Source organism: Lacisediminimonas sp., from assembly GCF_030645335.1.
GTDB lineage: Bacteria > Pseudomonadota > Gammaproteobacteria > Burkholderiales > Burkholderiaceae_D > Lacisediminimonas.
In genome coordinates, this window is record NZ_JAUSNH010000164.1 from 1 (window position 1) to 15267 (window position 15267).

Here is a 15267-nt window from a genome sequence, read left to right on the forward strand (position 1 = left end):
AAACGGGCGGGCAATCCAGTCCTGATTTGCATCAATTCCTGCGGGATCGCAAACGCCCGCAGCCTGGCTGTTGCCAACATGAGCACTGGACATGAAACACTTTTTCCCGAATCGCTGTCCAAGCAGGCAAGTCGACCAACGACTCGCAAACCTGACCGGAGAGGCCATGCAGACGCAGAACCAGTCAAGACCAGGTCCCGACCTGGAAGAAATCAATGAGAAGCTGCGCAAGGATGTGTTGCGCGCACTCGAACCCTATGGCGCGCGGCCGGTCGCAGAACTTTCGGACATGGCCGGCACTGAGCGCACCAAGTGGCTATTCTGGAACCTGCACGAGCGCCTCGATGAAATCCGCAAGATGGAGCCGACCCTGATCGGCCAGGTCATGACGACCCAGCTCACGGTATGCGACGGGCAGTCGATGTGGAGCGAAAAATGCAAGCTGGAGAAGCGGCTTGAACTGAGTTGCAAGTGGCACCTGCAACTCAGCTATATCGCATTCCAGAGCGAGCAGCTACATGAAATCGGCGACGGCTGGATCAACCTGGCAATCGGCGACGAGCCGCCGGGACACCCCAGCCTGAAGCCGGGGCAGAAGGCTTACCTGGATGCCGACCATTCACTCTATCCGAACCAGTTGTTCCTGGATGGCTGGATCAGTGAAGGCGTCTGGCAAGAAATCAAGCCACAGCTCTACAGCAGCAATCCAGCGTGCCGCACGGATATCGTCATCCTCGACAACTACCTGTTCCCGGTACGGCGCGGCAATGAATTCGTGTCGGGGCCGGCAGGCTCGATCGGCATCACCAATATCGAGTTCCGGAATTTTTCACATCCCACCGAGCGGCGCTTGACACGGCGCGAGCCAAGGCAACGATCGTAGCAAGGCAGCAAGCCGCCAAGCGCCTCATTGCACTGCGAAAGCGACGTAAAGGGGAAGGCAAAAAAAACGGAGCCGCAAGGCTCCGCTTTCCAGCAGCGCGACCCGGACAAACCAGATCGCAGCCACCTGTTACGCACACGACTCAGGCACTAGCCAGGATGGCACCATTCATCCTGCGTGCCGCGCGCTTGCTTGCTTAGGCAGGCTTGGCGACTTTCTTTGCTTTTTTAGCTTTTTTGGCTTTTTTGGCTTTTGCTTTTTTGGCAGGCTTGGCAGTGTCAGCAGCAGGTGCCGAAGATGCAGCAGCAGGTGCGGCCGGAGCTGCTGGCGTTGCTGGCGTAGCTTGAGCGAAGGCGCCGGTGGCGAAAATAGCGGCGACGAAAGCAGCGATCAGTTTTTTCATTTTGCGGTCCTGGTTGGAATAGTGCGTAGAACAAGTGATCTACGTATCCCCTTAACGACGCCAGGGAACCATCTGTTGACACGATATCCGAATATTTATTGAAAAAGGCCGGGGGTCGCCCGGCCTTTTGCACAGCGCAATGTCCTTATGTCATCAATACATGTGCTGGCCGCCATTGATCGCAATATTGGCTCCGGTGAGGAAGGCGGCCTCGTCCGACGCCAGGTAGGCCACCAGCCCGGCCACTTCCTCGGGCTTTCCCAGCCGGCCCATCGGTATTTGCGGAATGATCTTGGTGTCGAGCACTTCCTTCGGGATCGAGGTCACCATCTTGGTGCCGATGTAGCCCGGTGAAATCGTATTCACGGTGACTCCCTTGCGCGCTATTTCCAGCGCCAGCGCCTTCGTGAAACCGTGCATGCCGGCCTTGGCAGCCGAATAGTTGGTCTGCCCGAAGGCGCCTTTCTGTCCGTTGACAGACGAGATATTGATGATGCGGCCCCAGCCCCGGTCCACCATGCCATCGCACACGGGCTTGGTCATGTTGAATACGGAATCCAGGTTGGTCTTGATCACCGCATCCCAGTTGACCTTGTCCATTTTCTTGAAGGTCATGTCGCGCGTGATACCGGCGTTATTGACCAGCACATCCACCGGCCCCATTGCCCCTTCGATTTCCCCGATGCATGCCTGCGCCGAATCGTAGTCGGCGACATCACAGGCATACGCATGGAAATTGAAACCCTGCTCGCGCATGCTATCGAGCCATTCCCCCGACTTGGTATTGCCCGGCGAATGGGTCGTCACGACCTGATAGCCCAATGCCGCCATCTTGATGCAGATCGCCTCGCCCAAACCGCCCATCCCACCCGTAATCAACGCAATCCTGGCCATGACTGTTCCTCTTTGAAATGGAAATGAAATTCGAAATAGGGATGTGGTCCGACAATCAGCGCTCGAGTGCGAGCGCCACGCCCATGCCGCCGCCGATGCAAAGGCTTGCCAGGCCGCGCTTTGCATCGCGCCGGATCATCTCGTGCAGCAAGGTAACCAGGATCCGGCAACCTGACGCACCAATCGGATGGCCGATCGCAATCGCGCCGCCATTGACGTTGATCTTGCTGGTGTCCCAGCCCATTTCCTTGTTCACGGCAAGCGCCTGCGCGGCGAACGCTTCGTTGATTTCCATCAGGTCGAGATCCTGGTGACGCCAGCCGGCTTTCTGCAGGCACAGCTGGGCGGCAGGTACCGGACCCATCCCCATTATTTTCGGATCGACGCCGGCAGAGCTATAGGCCTTGATCCGCGCCAGCGGCTGCAGTCCCAGGTCGCGCGCCATGCTCGCCGACATCATCATCACGGCGGCAGCACCGTCATTGATGCCCGATGCATTACCGGCCGTGACCGAGCCGTCCTTGGAAAATGCCGGGCGCAGTCCGGACAAGGCTTCAATGGTCGATCCCGCCTTGACGTATTCGTCGGTGTCGAACGTGATGCTGCCCTTTTTTTGCGGTATCTCGAGCGCCAGGATTTCGTCCTTGAAGCGGCCGGCGAGTTGTGCTGCTTCGGCCTTCTGCTGCGACGCCAGCGCAAACTCGTCCTGCTGCTGCCGTGAAATATCGTATTTCCGGGCGACATTCTCGGCAGTCACGCCCATGTGGTACTGGTTATAGACGTCCCACAGGCCATCGACGATCATGGTGTCGACCAGCTTGCCATCGCCCATGCGAATGCCATCACGGGAATTGGGCAGCACATGCGGCGAGGCGCTCATGTTTTCCTGGCCGCCGGCAATCACTATGCCCGCGTCGCCGCAGCGAATCGCCTGCGCTGCCAGATGGGTGGCCTTGAGCCCGCTGCCGCACACCTTGTTGATGGTATAGGCGGGCACCATGTCCGGCAGTCCGGCCTTGATGGATGCCTGGCGGGCGGCATTTTGTCCAACGCCGGCAGTCAGCACCTGCCCCATGATGACTTCGCTGATGCGCGCCGGATCCACGCCGGTTTGCTCGATCAGCCCCTTGATCACATGCGCACCAAGGTCGGCTGCCGGTATTTTGGCCAGCGAGCCGCCAAACTTGCCCACGCCTGTCCTCAGCGCCGCGACGATAACCACTTCATCCATTTTCGAGTCTCCTGTTTTCGGGATTCCAACATTCTTGTCGCCATAGGCGCGAACCTGCGCTGATTCGTTCATATTCGCAGGGAAGCAGGCGCAAATTCTGCTGCGCAATGATTGCCATGATAGACCGAGAATGGGCGTTCGCCTACTTGCGCGCAAAGGAAGCGCCAGCCCGGCGATAAAGCGGCGCGCAGACCGGCCAAATGCGAACAATTTGCCGCCGCTGCGCAAAATCAAGGGGGCAGCAAGATCCAGATCCGCGCCACCGGGTTTCTCAAGGATCGCCGCGCGCGCGCCAGGATCATTGCGATTATTCATACCGCCTCGCAACGAATGTATCGTATTTCGCATAGGCATTAGGAATATTCCTACAGCACGGGGATTTATTCCTATAAGCCACTTCAGCCGGCGCTGATTTTAATTCGGTTACCGAACGGACATACTGCAATCGTTCAATGCAGAAACAAGACTGGACCGCTAACACCAATTTGATCCATATCGCAAAACACAGGAGAATACACCGTGCTGGCAACCCCAAATGGCATCAATCCAACTATGGCCCGACCCGCTGACGCGGCGTGGCAACGCTCTGCAAAGCTCTGGTCCACGCTCAGCGAAATCTGCGACCTGCTGCATATCCATTGCGCCGGCCTTGCGCTCGAATCCGATTCTGCGTTCCAGCACGTTCAGTTCAAAAGTGGCCAGCGCATCCATACCATCGGCCAGCCATTCGACATGCTCTACATCGTCAATTCCGGTTTCCTGAAAACCGTGATGATCGATGAGTCGGGCAATGAGCAAGTGCTTTCCTTTCCGATGCGGGGCGACCTGTTCGGCATAGACGGCATCCACAACAAGCACTACACCTCCGAGGCAGTCGCCTTGTCGTCGTGCGACATCATCCTGGTGCCGTTCAAGAAATTCCTTGCGCTGGGACGCGCCCATCCTGAACTCGAGACCGCCATCTACAGCGTGATGAGCCGGGAGCTGGTTCGCGAGCAAGCGATGGTTGGCATGCTCGGCTCGCTGTCGGCAGAGGCGCGCGTCGCACGCTTCCTGGTACCACTGTCGGACCGCTTCGGTGCGATGGGGTATTCCAACAAGGAATTCAACCTGCGCATGACACGCCATGAAATCGGAAGCTACCTGGGGCTGACACTGGAAACGGTCAGCCGCACGTTTTCCGCATTCAACGAAATCGGCCTGATCGCCGTCGACCAGCGCGCCATCATCATCAACGACATCGGCGCCTTGCGGACATTGCGCCGACTGCCACCATCGCGCGCGCGAATCAAGCAACAGGCGCAAATCCAGGCACAGGCAGCTGCAATGACGCAGGCAGCCGCAATAGCAGCAAACACACAGGGCGTGCGCTAGACTGACTAGCGCTGGATAGGGTCGACTTATCCAGCGCACCCGCTTGCGCATCCGGCCGGGCCTGCGCGATTGCGATCCTGCTGATGCCGTCCATCAAAAAAATGCCCGCTTCCGGCGGGCCTTAGCTTTAAGGGCGCTGGCGTCCGGCAATCCAATCAGCCGCAGGGCTGAGCTCTACCCCGCCTGATGGATGACGCCAATGGCTCAGCGCCTGCTCTTGACCCGATCCAGCAACTCGGTGCTGGCTTCGCGCCGAATTTCCGTGATCGTCAGCACCAGCCGCTTGCGCTCTGCAATATCGATCGTCTCGGTACAATCGACGGTCCAGACATCGAGTTGCGCATCAACCGGCAGCAAGGTTGCCAGGGAGTTGATCCGTTTCTGATGCCAGATCAGGCGGCGGCGGATTTCATTGGTGTCCATGCGACCAGCATAGGCCCACACAAGCCCCTCGCGCCTGCGCCGCCTCAAATACCCGTCTGACCGCGAGCAAGAGATTCAGCATTCGCGACGCGCGCGTACCGACCCGCTGTGGCCCACTGGCATGCAAGGTCTGCACACTGGCGTCCGCATCGCGGCTAGTCGATTTCGGAATCCACCTCCCACACACGGATCAACAAGTCTTTTACAAACCGGGTCATTTGCGCATCGACTTCGATGAAGTCGTCGCCATATTCCTTGCTCAGCGAATAGCGTAGCTGGATGAATTTTCCGATCTTGCGGCAAAACTGATAGTTGTCCATCAGTTCTCCGGCGTCTTCGATGCCGACCACGGCACCGTCATCGGCATGGAATACATAGGTCATCAAGGTGTGCCGCAAGCCCGCCTGTATGCGCTCTTCCTGGAAAATATGGTAACGGCCGATTGGTTCGAGGCACGACTTCTGGCGCAGGTAGGCTGGCTCAATCACAGGACCATCGCCATTGATCAATTGTTCGGCCTGGGTAAGTCCTCTCTGGAGGGTGATCTGCAGGTCGAATGCGGCCTCCCCCAGCTTGAGGCCGTCGGTCTGCAGGGCCAGGTCCGGGGAATAGCACCGTAGCGACATGTGCGCGGGATGGTATTGAAGCAGCTCGTAATGGGCTGGCAATTTGAATTGCGCTCGCAAGCTATTATTTGATAATTCTATTTTATTCATAATTTCCTTTCATCCCGACCATTTTTAAAAGCTTGATACATTGATTGCGTGGCGCATTGGCTCTGTCATTGGCGGAACCGCAACATAAAGCTGTCATCCGATCGCTGACACAAAAATTGGGGCTTGATCGCGATCGGCTGCCATTAGGGTGGATATACCAATCTACCGCCCTGACAACAGATTGACACGCCTCGGGCCGACACAGACCTGACCGCGCATCTGACCAGATTAATGGCGAGAAACAACGATGTACGGATGATAGAAAGTCTTGGGGGAAATTGAAGGACGGTTATATTTCAAAACAATTGACACACACAATTGTCTTATAAACGACCAGATGCTCTTTTAACGCCCAAAGAGGGCGCTATGTGTTTTGATTCCGAAATGTGCGGTCGCTCTTCAATCGGAGTGATCGTTAACATGCGTGCGGTGATGGCGGCGCGCGGCCATCACCGCAACAGTCGTTTATTTAAGCAACGCCCTTGCCTCTTCCAGCAACTTGCGCCCGTCATGGCCTTTTGCAGTGACATCCCGAACCCAGTCACTGATGACGGTTTCAGATGCCTTTTGCCAGAGTTGCAGCTCTGCCGCCGGCACCGTATGGAAAGTCGCTTTATATTTCTCTGAGGCTTTGCGCCCTGCCAAACCGGCTTGCGCGAATATCCGGCCGGCCTCGGCCGAGGCTTGCGGACCGCTATTGTTATCAATTACTTTTTTCAAATCAGCCGGCAGGCTGTCATAACGCGCTGGATTCATGCCGAAGATAATCACTGAATTCGATAACTGCGGCATCGATGGATCGGTCTCGATATGGTGGCCGACGATTTCACCAAGCTTGATCGAGGGAACCACTTCCCAGGGCACCAGCGCGCCGTCGATCACGCCTTTTGACAAGGCTTCGGGCGCTTGCGGCAAGGGCATGGGCACCGGCGTGGCGCCAAATGCCGCAATCATCCGTGTCGCCTGGCGGGTCGGTGCCCGCAACTTCATGCCGCGGAAATCCTGCAAGGCCCTGATCGGCTTTTTGGTGGTGTGGAAGATGTTGCCGTCATGCAAATGGAAAACGATCGGCTTGATGCCTTCGAATTCCTTGCTCGCGTTTTTCATCGCGTATTGCCACAGCGCCCGACTACCCTCTGCGCTGCTCCTGACGATGAAGGGCAGCTCGAATACTTCCGACACCACAAAACGGCCAGCCTGGTAACCGGGCAGCGTCCAGACCAGGTCGGCCACACCGTCCCTGGCCTGGTCGAACAATTGGGCGGGCGACCCGCCAAGCTGCATTGAAGGATAGATCTGGCACTTGAGCCGGTTGCTGGATTGCTGGCTGATCCTTGCGCACCACGGTTCGATGAACTTCGCCTGCGCCGTCGACGCTGGCGGCAGGAAGTGGTGCACCTTCAGTATCACCGTTTCCTGGGCGGTGACGCTGGCGCAAGACGTCAGCAGGACCGCCCCGATCAAACCGGCTACGCGCGGACTTTTTTGTTTCATGCAGATCTCCATGGCTTGGTTGGCAACACCGGCGAGCTAGCCGCCGGATGCGTGCAGGATAAATAAGGAAATGACCGGGAAGAAAACCAGCAGGACAATCCGTACCAGGTCCGACAGCAGGAAGGGAATGACCCCGATGAATGTCTGCCGCAAGGGCACGCCCCCGGCCAGCTTGTTGATGATGTAGATGTTCATGCCGATCGGTGGATGCACCAGGCCGATTTCAACCACCATCAGCGCCAGGATGCCAAACCAGATCGACTTGTCCTGCGCCGGCATGCCCCACAGATCCAGTCCCATCACCACCGGATAAAAAATCGGTATGGTCAAAAGGATCATGGCCAGCGAATCCATCACGCAACCCAGCAGCAGGTAGATCAGCAGGATCGCAAAGATCACCGTTAGCGGCGACAGGCCGCTGTGCTGGATCCAGGAAGCCAGTTCGGCCGGCATCTGGGTCAGCGCCAGTCCGGCGTTGAGCATGTCGGCGCCAAGCAGCACCAGCAAAATCATTGCGCTGGCCTGGGCGGTGCCCAGCAAGCTCCTGACCATGCCCTCCATGCGCATGCCGCCGGTGGTGATGGCCAGCAAGCCGCATGCTGCCGCACCGATCGACGCTGCCTCGGTCGGATTGGCCCAGCCATCGTAAATGCCGACAATCACGACCAGGAATACCAGCATGACCGGCGTCACGCCGATCAGCGAACGCAGCTTCACGGCGAGCGGCGGATTGGCGCCGGCCGGGCCGGCTTGCGGGTCACGCGCGACGACGATCCGGATCACCAGCATATAGCCGAGCATTGCCATGAGGCCCGGAATGATCGCTGCGACGAACAGCTTGCCGATCGACTCCTGGGTCAGCATGGCGTAGATCACCAGCGGCACCGAGGGCGGAATCAGGATGCCCAGCGTGCCGCCGGCAGCCAGCGCGCCAGTCGACAGCGCGCCGGAATAGCGGTAGCGCTGCAACTCGGGCAGGGCGACCTGTCCCATGGTCGCCGCAGTGGCCAGCGACGATCCGCAAATGGCACCAAATGCGGCACACGCGCCGACCGCCGCCATGGCGACACCGCCACGGAAATGACCAACGAAGTTGTTCAGGCAGGCGAACAGCGCACGCGACAATCCGCCGTGCGTGGCGAACTGTCCCATCAACATGAATAGGGGTATCACGGCCAGGTCGTAATTGGACAGGCGTGCATACGCCAGGCTCTTGAGCGAATTCAGCAAAGGCATCCAGTGACCGCCCTGCATGAGGGCAAATCCACCTGCGCCAACCAGGAACATGGCAATGCCGATATGTATCCGCAGCACCAGGAGCGCCATCAGGACGCCAAACATGATCAGCCCGGCCGAAAGTCCGCTCACTGCATCGGTCATTGCCGCCGCGCCCGCTTGAATTCCCGTGCCGCGTTATACAGGCCGGCTGCTGAAAACAGCAGGAAACTCGGCACCAGCGCAGCCCACGCCACCCACACCGGCCAGGCCAGCATCATTGAGGTTTCGCCGGACGTGCGCAACGCGCCGGCGGCAACACCGGTACGCCAGGCGATCAGCGCAGCGACCAGCGCCAGCAACAGATGGGAAACGGCGTCGAGCAGCCCGCGCAGGCGCGGGGGCAGGTTTGCGGTGAAAAAATCGACCCGCAAGTGGCCGCCGGTCATTTCGCAATAAGGCAGCATGGCGGCAGCGGCGATCGCCATCCCCATTTGCAGCATTTCAATATCGCCCGGTACCGGCATGGCAATCAGTTTGCGGGCCAGGATGGAGACCAGCGACATCAGCACAATGGCAATCAACAGCATGCCGCCGGCCAAGGCCAGTGCGCGCGCCAGCTGGAACAGCAGTGCGCCGGCGGCGCCACGCTGGATTGCTTGTTCGTCTTGTGCTGGCATGGCCGTCTCATGCATGGCGCGCGTGCGTGCTGTCGTTGTCAATTCGCCCTTGGTTTGCTCCATGCCGCTATCGGATTGCTGCGCCGAAAAATGAAGCCCGAATGATAACTTGCCAGCAGCATGCCTGGCACTCTTGTCATTGGAAGGGGGAAGGTTTGCCGCGGGTGATACGCGGCTATTGGCACAAAGAAGCCCGCGACTGCTCTGACAGTCGCGGGCAAAGTCCAACTCTGGAGTCTCGCGTACAACAGTTTCAATATAGACCATGCCGGCGAGCCTGCATGGCGTTTTACAACTTATTACACTACGGAAACTATTTCATCAGAGCAATAGCGCCAGGCCCTGGTCACCCTGCGGCTTTTCCATGACCCAATAGCGACGGAAAAGTCGTGCGCAGTTTGGTGACTTTGGGCGCCACCACGAAGGCGCAATAACCCTGGTTGGGATTATTGCGGAAATAGTTTTGGTGGTAGTCCTCTGCCTTGTAGTACGTGGTCTCGGCGCTGAGTTCGGTAATGACCGGTGCATCCCATACCTGCGCCATTTCCGCGATCACCCGTCGGGCAATCTCCTGCTGCTGTGGCGTGTGAAAGTAAATCACCGAGCGGTACTGGGTACCGACGTCATTGCCCTGCCGGTTGAGCGTGGTGGGGTCGTGTATCGTGAAAAAGATCACCAGCAGTTGCCGGTAACTGACCACGTCCGGGTCGAATTCCAGGCGCACGACTTCGGCATGACCGGTTTTGCCGCCGCAGACCTGTTCATAATTCGGATTATCTACCTGGCCGCCGGTGTAGCCGGATTCGACATGCAGCACACCAGCGACTTCCTGGTAGACCGCTTCCAGGCACCAGAAGCAGCCTCCGCCCAAGGTCGCAATTTCGGTCGTCATGACAGCTCTCCAACGAGTTCGTGTTGCCGTCACTGTAACCGAATCAGGGTCGCCTGCGCCACGGTCTGCGTCAAGACCGGCGCGCCATGACAAGCACACAAGCCTGCGCTTGCCCGGGCGCCTATTCGAACATCAGCGGCAGCCCTTGGGACAAGGCGGGCAGGATCTGCCGCTGCAATCGCTGCGGATCGAACAAGACCTGCGCGGCAGCGGCCCCTGGCGCTGTGCCCGGACCGGAACGAGCCAGCAAGGCCTCGATGGAAAATGACGATGCCGGCGCTGTCGGCGCCAGCGGATCGGGATACCACAAGCTGATGGCTGCCGTCGATTCCGGGCAATCCTGCGCCTCATGCTCGCAGCGCCTCGCGATCAGCGCCGACAGCCTGGCGCAAGCGCAAAATTCGTCGGGCAGCGGCGCGGGCAGGTCGTCATCATGCAACAGCAGCCTGACTTCATGCCGGCTCGCGAGCGCGCCGGCATGCAGAAGCAGTGCTGCGCTCTCCAGTGGCAGCAACGCCGCGCCCAGGCGCGCCAGTGACAGCCACAGGACCAATGCGTCGGGATGGGCATGGCCGGCATAGATCACGATATCGCCCGGCTCCACCAGCCACTCGCCCTGCAGCCGCGCGCTGCCGCGTTCAATGCGCGACCATAGCTGGCGGTAGGTGGTGCGGCGATGGCGCGACGACGCGGTGGCGATGCTGTCAGGCAGCCGCAGTGCGTGGCTGCGCAGGATGTCGAAAAAGTTCATGGCTGGAAGCTGGGATGAGGTCCGATTCTACGCATGCATGACCCCGGAAAATCAAAAAGAACCGTTGCGGCTGCTGGCTGGTTGGCCCGTCAGGCGGCATGCCCCTTCAGGCTATACGGCCTGCTGGCCAAGCATCCGCGCCAGCATGCCGCTTGAGTCATGGGCAGAACGGCGCAGCCGGTCATTGACGGCTTCCCATCCGGCGTCGGTCGGCGGTGTCTCCACCACGATCAGGTCGGCAGCAGCCTGGTCCAGCACCCGCAGGTTCGCATACAGCGCATGCGCATAGGCTGCGGGATCAGCTTGCACCCGGATTGACGCAACGGTGCTGGCGGCCACACCGTCGACTGCGGGCAATGGCGAGTAGTGCATCAGCGCGATACGCCGCCGCTGTGCCGCCAGGGCCGCCAGGACTGCGTCAAGCCGCTCGCCCGGCACCAGCGCCAGGGCGGTCGCCGGCGCGTAATGCGCAGCCAGCGTTCCCGATACGCGCGGCGCCGACTGGTCCGGCATCGTGACCGTGCGTCCGAGTACATCGCCAATTTCGCGCGCCGTCAGTTTGCCGGGCCGCAGCAACACCGGGCCATGCGACTGCAGGCGTGACAGGTCGATGATGGTCGACTCGATACCGACCGCGCTCTGGCCGCCTTCGAGGATGCATCCGATCAGTGGATGATGCGCGCCGAATTCATCGCGCACATGCTGCGCGCTGGTCGGACTGACATGCCCGAAGCGATTGGCGGACGGGCCGGCAATGCCGCCCTGCCCTTGCCTGAATGCCTGCAGCAATGCCAGTGCGACCGGATGCGACGGACAGCGCAAGCCGATGGTCGATTGTCCGGCCGACACCGCATCGGGAACGCCGGCGGCGCGCTGCAGTATCAGCGTCAGCGGACCGGGCCAGAATGCCTGGGCCAGGCGTCGTGCTTCGTCCGGAATATCGGTGGCCCAATGTTCGAGTTCGGCCTGCGGCGACAGATGAACGATCAGCGGGTGGTCCGATGGCCGGCCCTTGGCCTCGTAAATGCGGGCAAGCGCCGCCGGGTTGCTGGCGTCGGCGCCGAGGCCATACACAGTCTCGGTCGGGAACGCGACCAGAAGGCCCTGTTCCAGCATGCGGGCTGCGGCGTCGATTGCCGGCAGGTCAAGAGCCTGGGCTGCGGATGCTGCGCTCACGGCATCAAGCGTGAAACCGCTCGGCGGCGATACCGAGCATCACGCAGGCATCGCGGAAATGCTGTTCGGCCTGCGCCAGCGTCGGCGCAACGAAAGTCACGTGGCCCATCTTGCGGCCGCGCCGCGGGTCGTCCTTGCCGTACAGGTGCAAATTGGCGCCGGGTAGTGCCAGCACCTTGTCCCAGCACGGCTCCTGCGGCTGTTCATCGTCGCCGCTGAACCAGATATCGCCCAGGATATTGAGCATGACCGCCGGCGAATGCTGGCGGGTGTCGCCCAGCGGCAGTCCGGCCATTGCCCGCACTTGCTGGGCGAACTGGCTGGTGACGCAGGCATCGATCGTGTAGTGCCCGCTGTTATGCGGACGCGGCGCCATTTCATTGACCACCAGCGACCCGTCCTGCAACACGAAAAATTCGATGCACAGCACGCCGACATAACCGAGTTGCGCAATGATCGACAGCGCCGCTTCCTGCGCGCGCGCCGCACATTCCGGCGTCACGTTCGGGCCTGGCACCGTGGTCTTGAACAGCACGCCGTCGCGATGCACGTTCTCGGCAATCGGATAGACCACGGCCTGGCCGTCGGCGCCGCGCGCGGCAAGCACGGAAATTTCGTAGGCCAGCGGCAGCATCTTTTCAAGCACGCAGGGCACGCCCTTGAGATTGTCGAAGGCGGCGCGCACTTGCGGCCGGCTTGCCACCCGCGCTTGCCCCTTGCCGTCATAGCCCATGCGCACGGTCTTGAGTATGCCGGGGAAGAGTTCGTCGGGCAGGCTGTCGATATCGCTTGCGTCCAGGATCTCCCGATAGGGCGCCGGCAGTACGCCTGGGGCTCCCGCCGCTCCGGCACACTGCGTGAAGAAGCGCTTTTCGACCAGCCGGTCCTGGGCGATCGACACGCACTCCGCCGAAGGCGCAACGACAATGCTTTGGGCCAGGTAGGCCAGGCTTTTGGCCGGCACGTTTTCAAATTCGGTGGTCACTGCCACGCATTGGGCGGCCAGCTCGTCGAGCGCGGCGGTGTCGGTATAGGCCGCGCACAGCAAATGGTCGGCCGCATGGCCGGCCGGACAATCCGGCGATGTTTCGAGCACGGCGACCTTGTAGCCCATTGCCTGTGCGGCATGCGCAAACATGCGGCCAAGCTGGCCGCCACCCATCACGCCCAGCCAGGTGGGCGATGCGGCGCCGGGGCCGAAGCCATTGCGTATGCCGCTCATTCCGGCAGCGTCATCGCGCGCGCGGCGTCGTTCTGCTTGCGGCGGAATGCCAGCAGTTGGGCGGCCAGTGCGTCGTCGGTTGCGGCCAGGATGGCGACGGCGGTCAGCGCCGCATTGGCGGCGCCGGCTTCGCCGATGGCAAAGGTGGCCACCGGAATGCCGCGCGGCATCTGCACGATCGACAGCAGCGAATCTTCGCCGCGCAGGTATTTGGAGGGCACCGGCACGCCCAGCACCGGCACGATGGTCTTGGCGGCCAACATGCCGGGCAAATGGGCAGCGCCGCCGGCGCCGGCGATGATGGCGCGCAGGCCGCGCTCACGCGCCGACTCGGCATAGGCGAACATTTCATCGGGCATGCGGTGCGCCGAAACCACCCGCGCCTCATGGGCAACGCCGAATTCCTTCAGGATTTGCACCGCGTGCTGCATGACGTCCCAGTCCGACGAGGAACCCATCAACACGCCGACGACGACATCCCCCGCTTGCGATCCGTTTGCCATATCAATCCTCAAGTGCCTGGCCGGTCAGGCGCTGCAGCGCCTCACGGTATTTTGCGCCAGTCTTTTCAATCACTTCGGGCGGCAGCGAGGGCGCCGGCGCGGTCTTGTTCCAGCTTGTCACGGTTTCCAGGTAGTCGCGCACAAACTGCTTGTCGAACGACGGCGGCGAAATGCCCGGACGATACGAGTCGGCCGGCCAGAAGCGCGACGAATCGGCAGTCAGCACTTCATCCATCAGGTGCAAGACGCCCTGCTGGTCAAGGCCGAATTCGAACTTGGTGTCGGCGATGATGATGCCGCGCGTGGCGGCATAGCTGGCGGCGCTTTCGTATAGCTTGATGCTGATGTCGCGGATCTGCCGGGCCAGGTCGGCGCCGATGCGCTGCTCCATGTCGGCGAAGCTGATGTTTTCGTCATGCTCGCCGAGCTCGGCCTTGGCCGCTGGCGTGAACAGGGGTGCGGCCAGCTTGTCGGCCTGGCGCAAGCCGGCCGGCAGCGCAATGCCGCATACCGCGCCGTTCTGCTGGTAATCCTTCCAGCCCGATCCGATGATGTAGCCACGCACCACGGCCTCGACCATGATCGGCGTCAGACGCTTGGCCACCACGGCGCGACCACGCACCTGCGCGGCTTCGTCCGGCGCCACCACGCTTTCCGGGGCAACGCCGGTGAGGTGATTGGGCACGATGCCGGCCAGCTTGTCGAACCAGAAGTTCGACATCTGGTTCAGGACCCGGCCCTTGTCCGGTATTGGCTGGTTCATCACGACGTCGAAGGCCGACAGGCGGTCGGTGGTGACGATCAACAGCTTGTCGTCGCCAACAGCATAGTTGTCGCGTACCTTGCCGCGGCCCAGCAGCGGCAGCGAGGTGATCGTGGAGTTGTAGAGGCTGCTCATCGGCTCATCGCAGTGGGATCGTTGGATCGTCGGTTCATCGGAATTTGAAAAGTTTGCCCGCCGCTCTTGCGAGACGGCGGGCGGCTTTGCGGCAGGCCCTGCAGCGCAGGACAGCCAACGCTTACTGGACGATCTGTGCGAGTTCGCCTTTCCTGTAACGCTCGGCCATTTTTTCCAGCGTGATCGGCTTGATGCGGCCGGCCTGTCCTTCACAACCAAATGCCTGGAAGCGCGCCTTGCAGACTTTCATGGCGGCTTCGCGCGCTGGCTTGAGGTAGTCGCGCGGATCGAACTTGCCGGGATTTTCCGCCATGTAGCGGCGGATTGCGCCGGTCATCGCCAGCCGGATATCGGTGTCGATGTTGATCTTGCGCACGCCATGCTTGATGCCTTCCTGGATCTCTTCGACCGGCACGCCATAGGTCTCTTTCATGTCGCCGCCGAATTCCCGGATCTCGGCCAGCAGTTCCTGCGGCACCGACGATGAGCCGTGCATCACCAGGTGGGTGTGG

17 protein-coding genes are annotated in these 15267 nt (G+C 60.7%); 2 read left to right on the forward strand and 15 right to left on the reverse strand.

Annotated elements, in window-relative coordinates; translation table 11 throughout:
* The first annotated feature begins 166 nt into the window (after nt 1–166).
* Nucleotides 167–883: a hypothetical protein gene (locus tag Q7T64_RS11415; RefSeq protein WP_304795622.1), complete on the forward strand. Its 717-nt coding sequence runs from the start codon at nt 167–169 to the stop codon at nt 881–883.
* A gap of 196 nt (nt 884–1079) precedes the next feature.
* Here the strand turns inward: Q7T64_RS11415 and Q7T64_RS11420 are convergent, their stop codons facing one another.
* From Q7T64_RS11420 to Q7T64_RS11430, 3 genes are all read right to left on the reverse strand, one after another.
* Entirely contained in the window at nt 1080–1286 is a 207-nt protein-coding gene (locus Q7T64_RS11420; protein ID WP_304795624.1) for a hypothetical protein, read from the reverse strand.
* Between the two features lie 153 nt (nt 1287–1439).
* Complete coding sequence (gene phbB / locus Q7T64_RS11425) at nt 1440–2180, reverse strand: acetoacetyl-CoA reductase (RefSeq protein WP_304795626.1); 741 nt, start codon at nt 2178–2180, stop codon at nt 1440–1442.
* 55 nt (nt 2181–2235) lie between these two features.
* Nucleotides 2236–3411, reverse strand: coding sequence for an acetyl-CoA C-acetyltransferase (locus Q7T64_RS11430; protein ID WP_304795628.1), 1176 nt, complete (start codon nt 3409–3411; stop codon nt 2236–2238).
* A 552-nt stretch (nt 3412–3963) separates the two neighbouring features.
* On the opposite strand from Q7T64_RS11430, the gene Q7T64_RS11435 reads away from it, so the two are divergent.
* Nucleotides 3964–4785 (forward strand): Crp/Fnr family transcriptional regulator, encoded by an 822-nt coding sequence (locus Q7T64_RS11435; RefSeq protein WP_304795630.1) that lies wholly within the window; start codon nt 3964–3966, stop codon nt 4783–4785.
* A 204-nt stretch (nt 4786–4989) separates the two neighbouring features.
* Here Q7T64_RS11435 and Q7T64_RS11440 read toward each other — a convergent pair whose 3' ends face one another.
* The 12 genes from Q7T64_RS11440 to Q7T64_RS11495 all read right to left on the reverse strand — a co-directional run.
* Nucleotides 4990–5208 (reverse strand): hypothetical protein, encoded by a 219-nt coding sequence (locus Q7T64_RS11440; RefSeq protein ID WP_304795632.1) that lies wholly within the window; start codon nt 5206–5208, stop codon nt 4990–4992.
* 155 nt (nt 5209–5363) lie between these two features.
* Nucleotides 5364–5834, reverse strand: coding sequence for a hypothetical protein (locus Q7T64_RS11445; RefSeq protein WP_304795634.1), 471 nt, complete (start codon nt 5832–5834; stop codon nt 5364–5366).
* 555 nt (nt 5835–6389) lie between these two features.
* On the reverse strand, nt 6390–7418 hold the full coding sequence (locus Q7T64_RS11450) for a TRAP transporter substrate-binding protein (RefSeq protein WP_304795636.1): 1029 nt from the start codon (nt 7416–7418) through the stop codon (nt 6390–6392).
* Nucleotides 7419–7454: 36 nt separating this feature from the next.
* Entirely contained in the window at nt 7455–8798 is a 1344-nt protein-coding gene (locus tag Q7T64_RS11455) for a TRAP transporter large permease (RefSeq protein ID WP_304795638.1), read from the reverse strand.
* Nucleotides 8795–9376: a TRAP transporter small permease gene (locus tag Q7T64_RS11460; protein WP_304795640.1), complete on the reverse strand. Its 582-nt coding sequence runs from the start codon at nt 9374–9376 to the stop codon at nt 8795–8797. Before Q7T64_RS11460 ends, Q7T64_RS11455 begins: the two co-directional genes overlap by 4 nt.
* Before the next feature lie 283 nt (nt 9377–9659).
* Entirely contained in the window at nt 9660–10205 is a 546-nt protein-coding gene (gene msrA, locus Q7T64_RS11465; RefSeq protein ID WP_304795642.1) for a peptide-methionine (S)-S-oxide reductase MsrA, read from the reverse strand.
* 121 nt (nt 10206–10326) lie between these two features.
* Complete coding sequence (locus Q7T64_RS11470; protein WP_304795644.1) at nt 10327–10956, reverse strand: AMP-binding protein; 630 nt, start codon at nt 10954–10956, stop codon at nt 10327–10329.
* A 111-nt stretch (nt 10957–11067) separates the two neighbouring features.
* Nucleotides 11068–12132, reverse strand: coding sequence for an L-threonylcarbamoyladenylate synthase (locus Q7T64_RS11475; RefSeq protein WP_304795646.1), 1065 nt, complete (start codon nt 12130–12132; stop codon nt 11068–11070).
* Between the two features lie 4 nt (nt 12133–12136).
* The gene (locus Q7T64_RS11480; protein ID WP_304795648.1) at nt 12137–13354 is read right to left on the reverse strand and encodes a 5-(carboxyamino)imidazole ribonucleotide synthase; all 1218 of its coding nucleotides are present in this window, start codon (nt 13352–13354) and stop codon (nt 12137–12139) included.
* Nucleotides 13351–13857 carry a 5-(carboxyamino)imidazole ribonucleotide mutase gene (gene purE / locus Q7T64_RS11485; RefSeq protein WP_304795650.1) on the reverse strand — a complete coding sequence of 169 codons (507 nt, stop codon included), beginning with the start codon at nt 13855–13857 and terminating at the stop codon, nt 13351–13353. The genes Q7T64_RS11480 and purE overlap by 4 nt, the downstream gene beginning before the upstream one ends.
* 1 nt (nt 13858) lies before the next feature.
* Nucleotides 13859–14755, reverse strand: a complete 897-nt coding sequence (locus Q7T64_RS11490) for a phosphoribosylaminoimidazolesuccinocarboxamide synthase (protein WP_304795652.1) — start codon at nt 14753–14755, stop codon at nt 13859–13861.
* Between the two features lie 121 nt (nt 14756–14876).
* A partial coding sequence (locus tag Q7T64_RS11495) for a class II fructose-bisphosphate aldolase (RefSeq protein WP_304795655.1) occupies nt 14877–15267 on the reverse strand: 391 nt, incomplete at its 5' end.

Excerpts from the sequence above, each read along its gene's own strand:
- purE (WP_304795650.1), bottom strand. The coding sequence starts at position 13,857 with ATGGCAAACGGATCGCAAGCGGGGGATGTCGTCGTCGGCGTGTTGATG.
- Q7T64_RS11420 (WP_304795624.1), bottom strand. The coding sequence starts at position 1,286 with ATGAAAAAACTGATCGCTGCTTTCGTCGCCGCTATTTTCGCCACCGGC.
- Q7T64_RS11490 (WP_304795652.1), bottom strand. The coding sequence starts at position 14,755 with ATGAGCAGCCTCTACAACTCCACGATCACCTCGCTGCCGCTGCTGGGC.
- Q7T64_RS11415 (WP_304795622.1), top strand. The coding sequence starts at position 167 with ATGCAGACGCAGAACCAGTCAAGACCAGGTCCCGACCTGGAAGAAATC.
- phbB (WP_304795626.1), bottom strand. The coding sequence starts at position 2,180 with ATGGCCAGGATTGCGTTGATTACGGGTGGGATGGGCGGTTTGGGCGAG.
- Q7T64_RS11445 (WP_304795634.1), bottom strand. The coding sequence starts at position 5,834 with ATGTCGCTACGGTGCTATTCCCCGGACCTGGCCCTGCAGACCGACGGC.
- Q7T64_RS11440 (WP_304795632.1), bottom strand. The coding sequence starts at position 5,208 with ATGGACACCAATGAAATCCGCCGCCGCCTGATCTGGCATCAGAAACGG.
- Q7T64_RS11470 (WP_304795644.1), bottom strand. The coding sequence starts at position 10,956 with ATGAACTTTTTCGACATCCTGCGCAGCCACGCACTGCGGCTGCCTGAC.
- Q7T64_RS11430 (WP_304795628.1), bottom strand. The coding sequence starts at position 3,411 with ATGGATGAAGTGGTTATCGTCGCGGCGCTGAGGACAGGCGTGGGCAAG.
- Q7T64_RS11460 (WP_304795640.1), bottom strand. The coding sequence starts at position 9,376 with ATGGAGCAAACCAAGGGCGAATTGACAACGACAGCACGCACGCGCGCC.
- msrA (WP_304795642.1), bottom strand. The coding sequence starts at position 10,205 with ATGACGACCGAAATTGCGACCTTGGGCGGAGGCTGCTTCTGGTGCCTG.
- Q7T64_RS11480 (WP_304795648.1), bottom strand. The coding sequence starts at position 13,354 with ATGAGCGGCATACGCAATGGCTTCGGCCCCGGCGCCGCATCGCCCACC.
- Q7T64_RS11435 (WP_304795630.1), top strand. The coding sequence starts at position 3,964 with ATGGCCCGACCCGCTGACGCGGCGTGGCAACGCTCTGCAAAGCTCTGG.
- Q7T64_RS11455 (WP_304795638.1), bottom strand. The coding sequence starts at position 8,798 with ATGACCGATGCAGTGAGCGGACTTTCGGCCGGGCTGATCATGTTTGGC.
- Q7T64_RS11450 (WP_304795636.1), bottom strand. The coding sequence starts at position 7,418 with ATGAAACAAAAAAGTCCGCGCGTAGCCGGTTTGATCGGGGCGGTCCTG.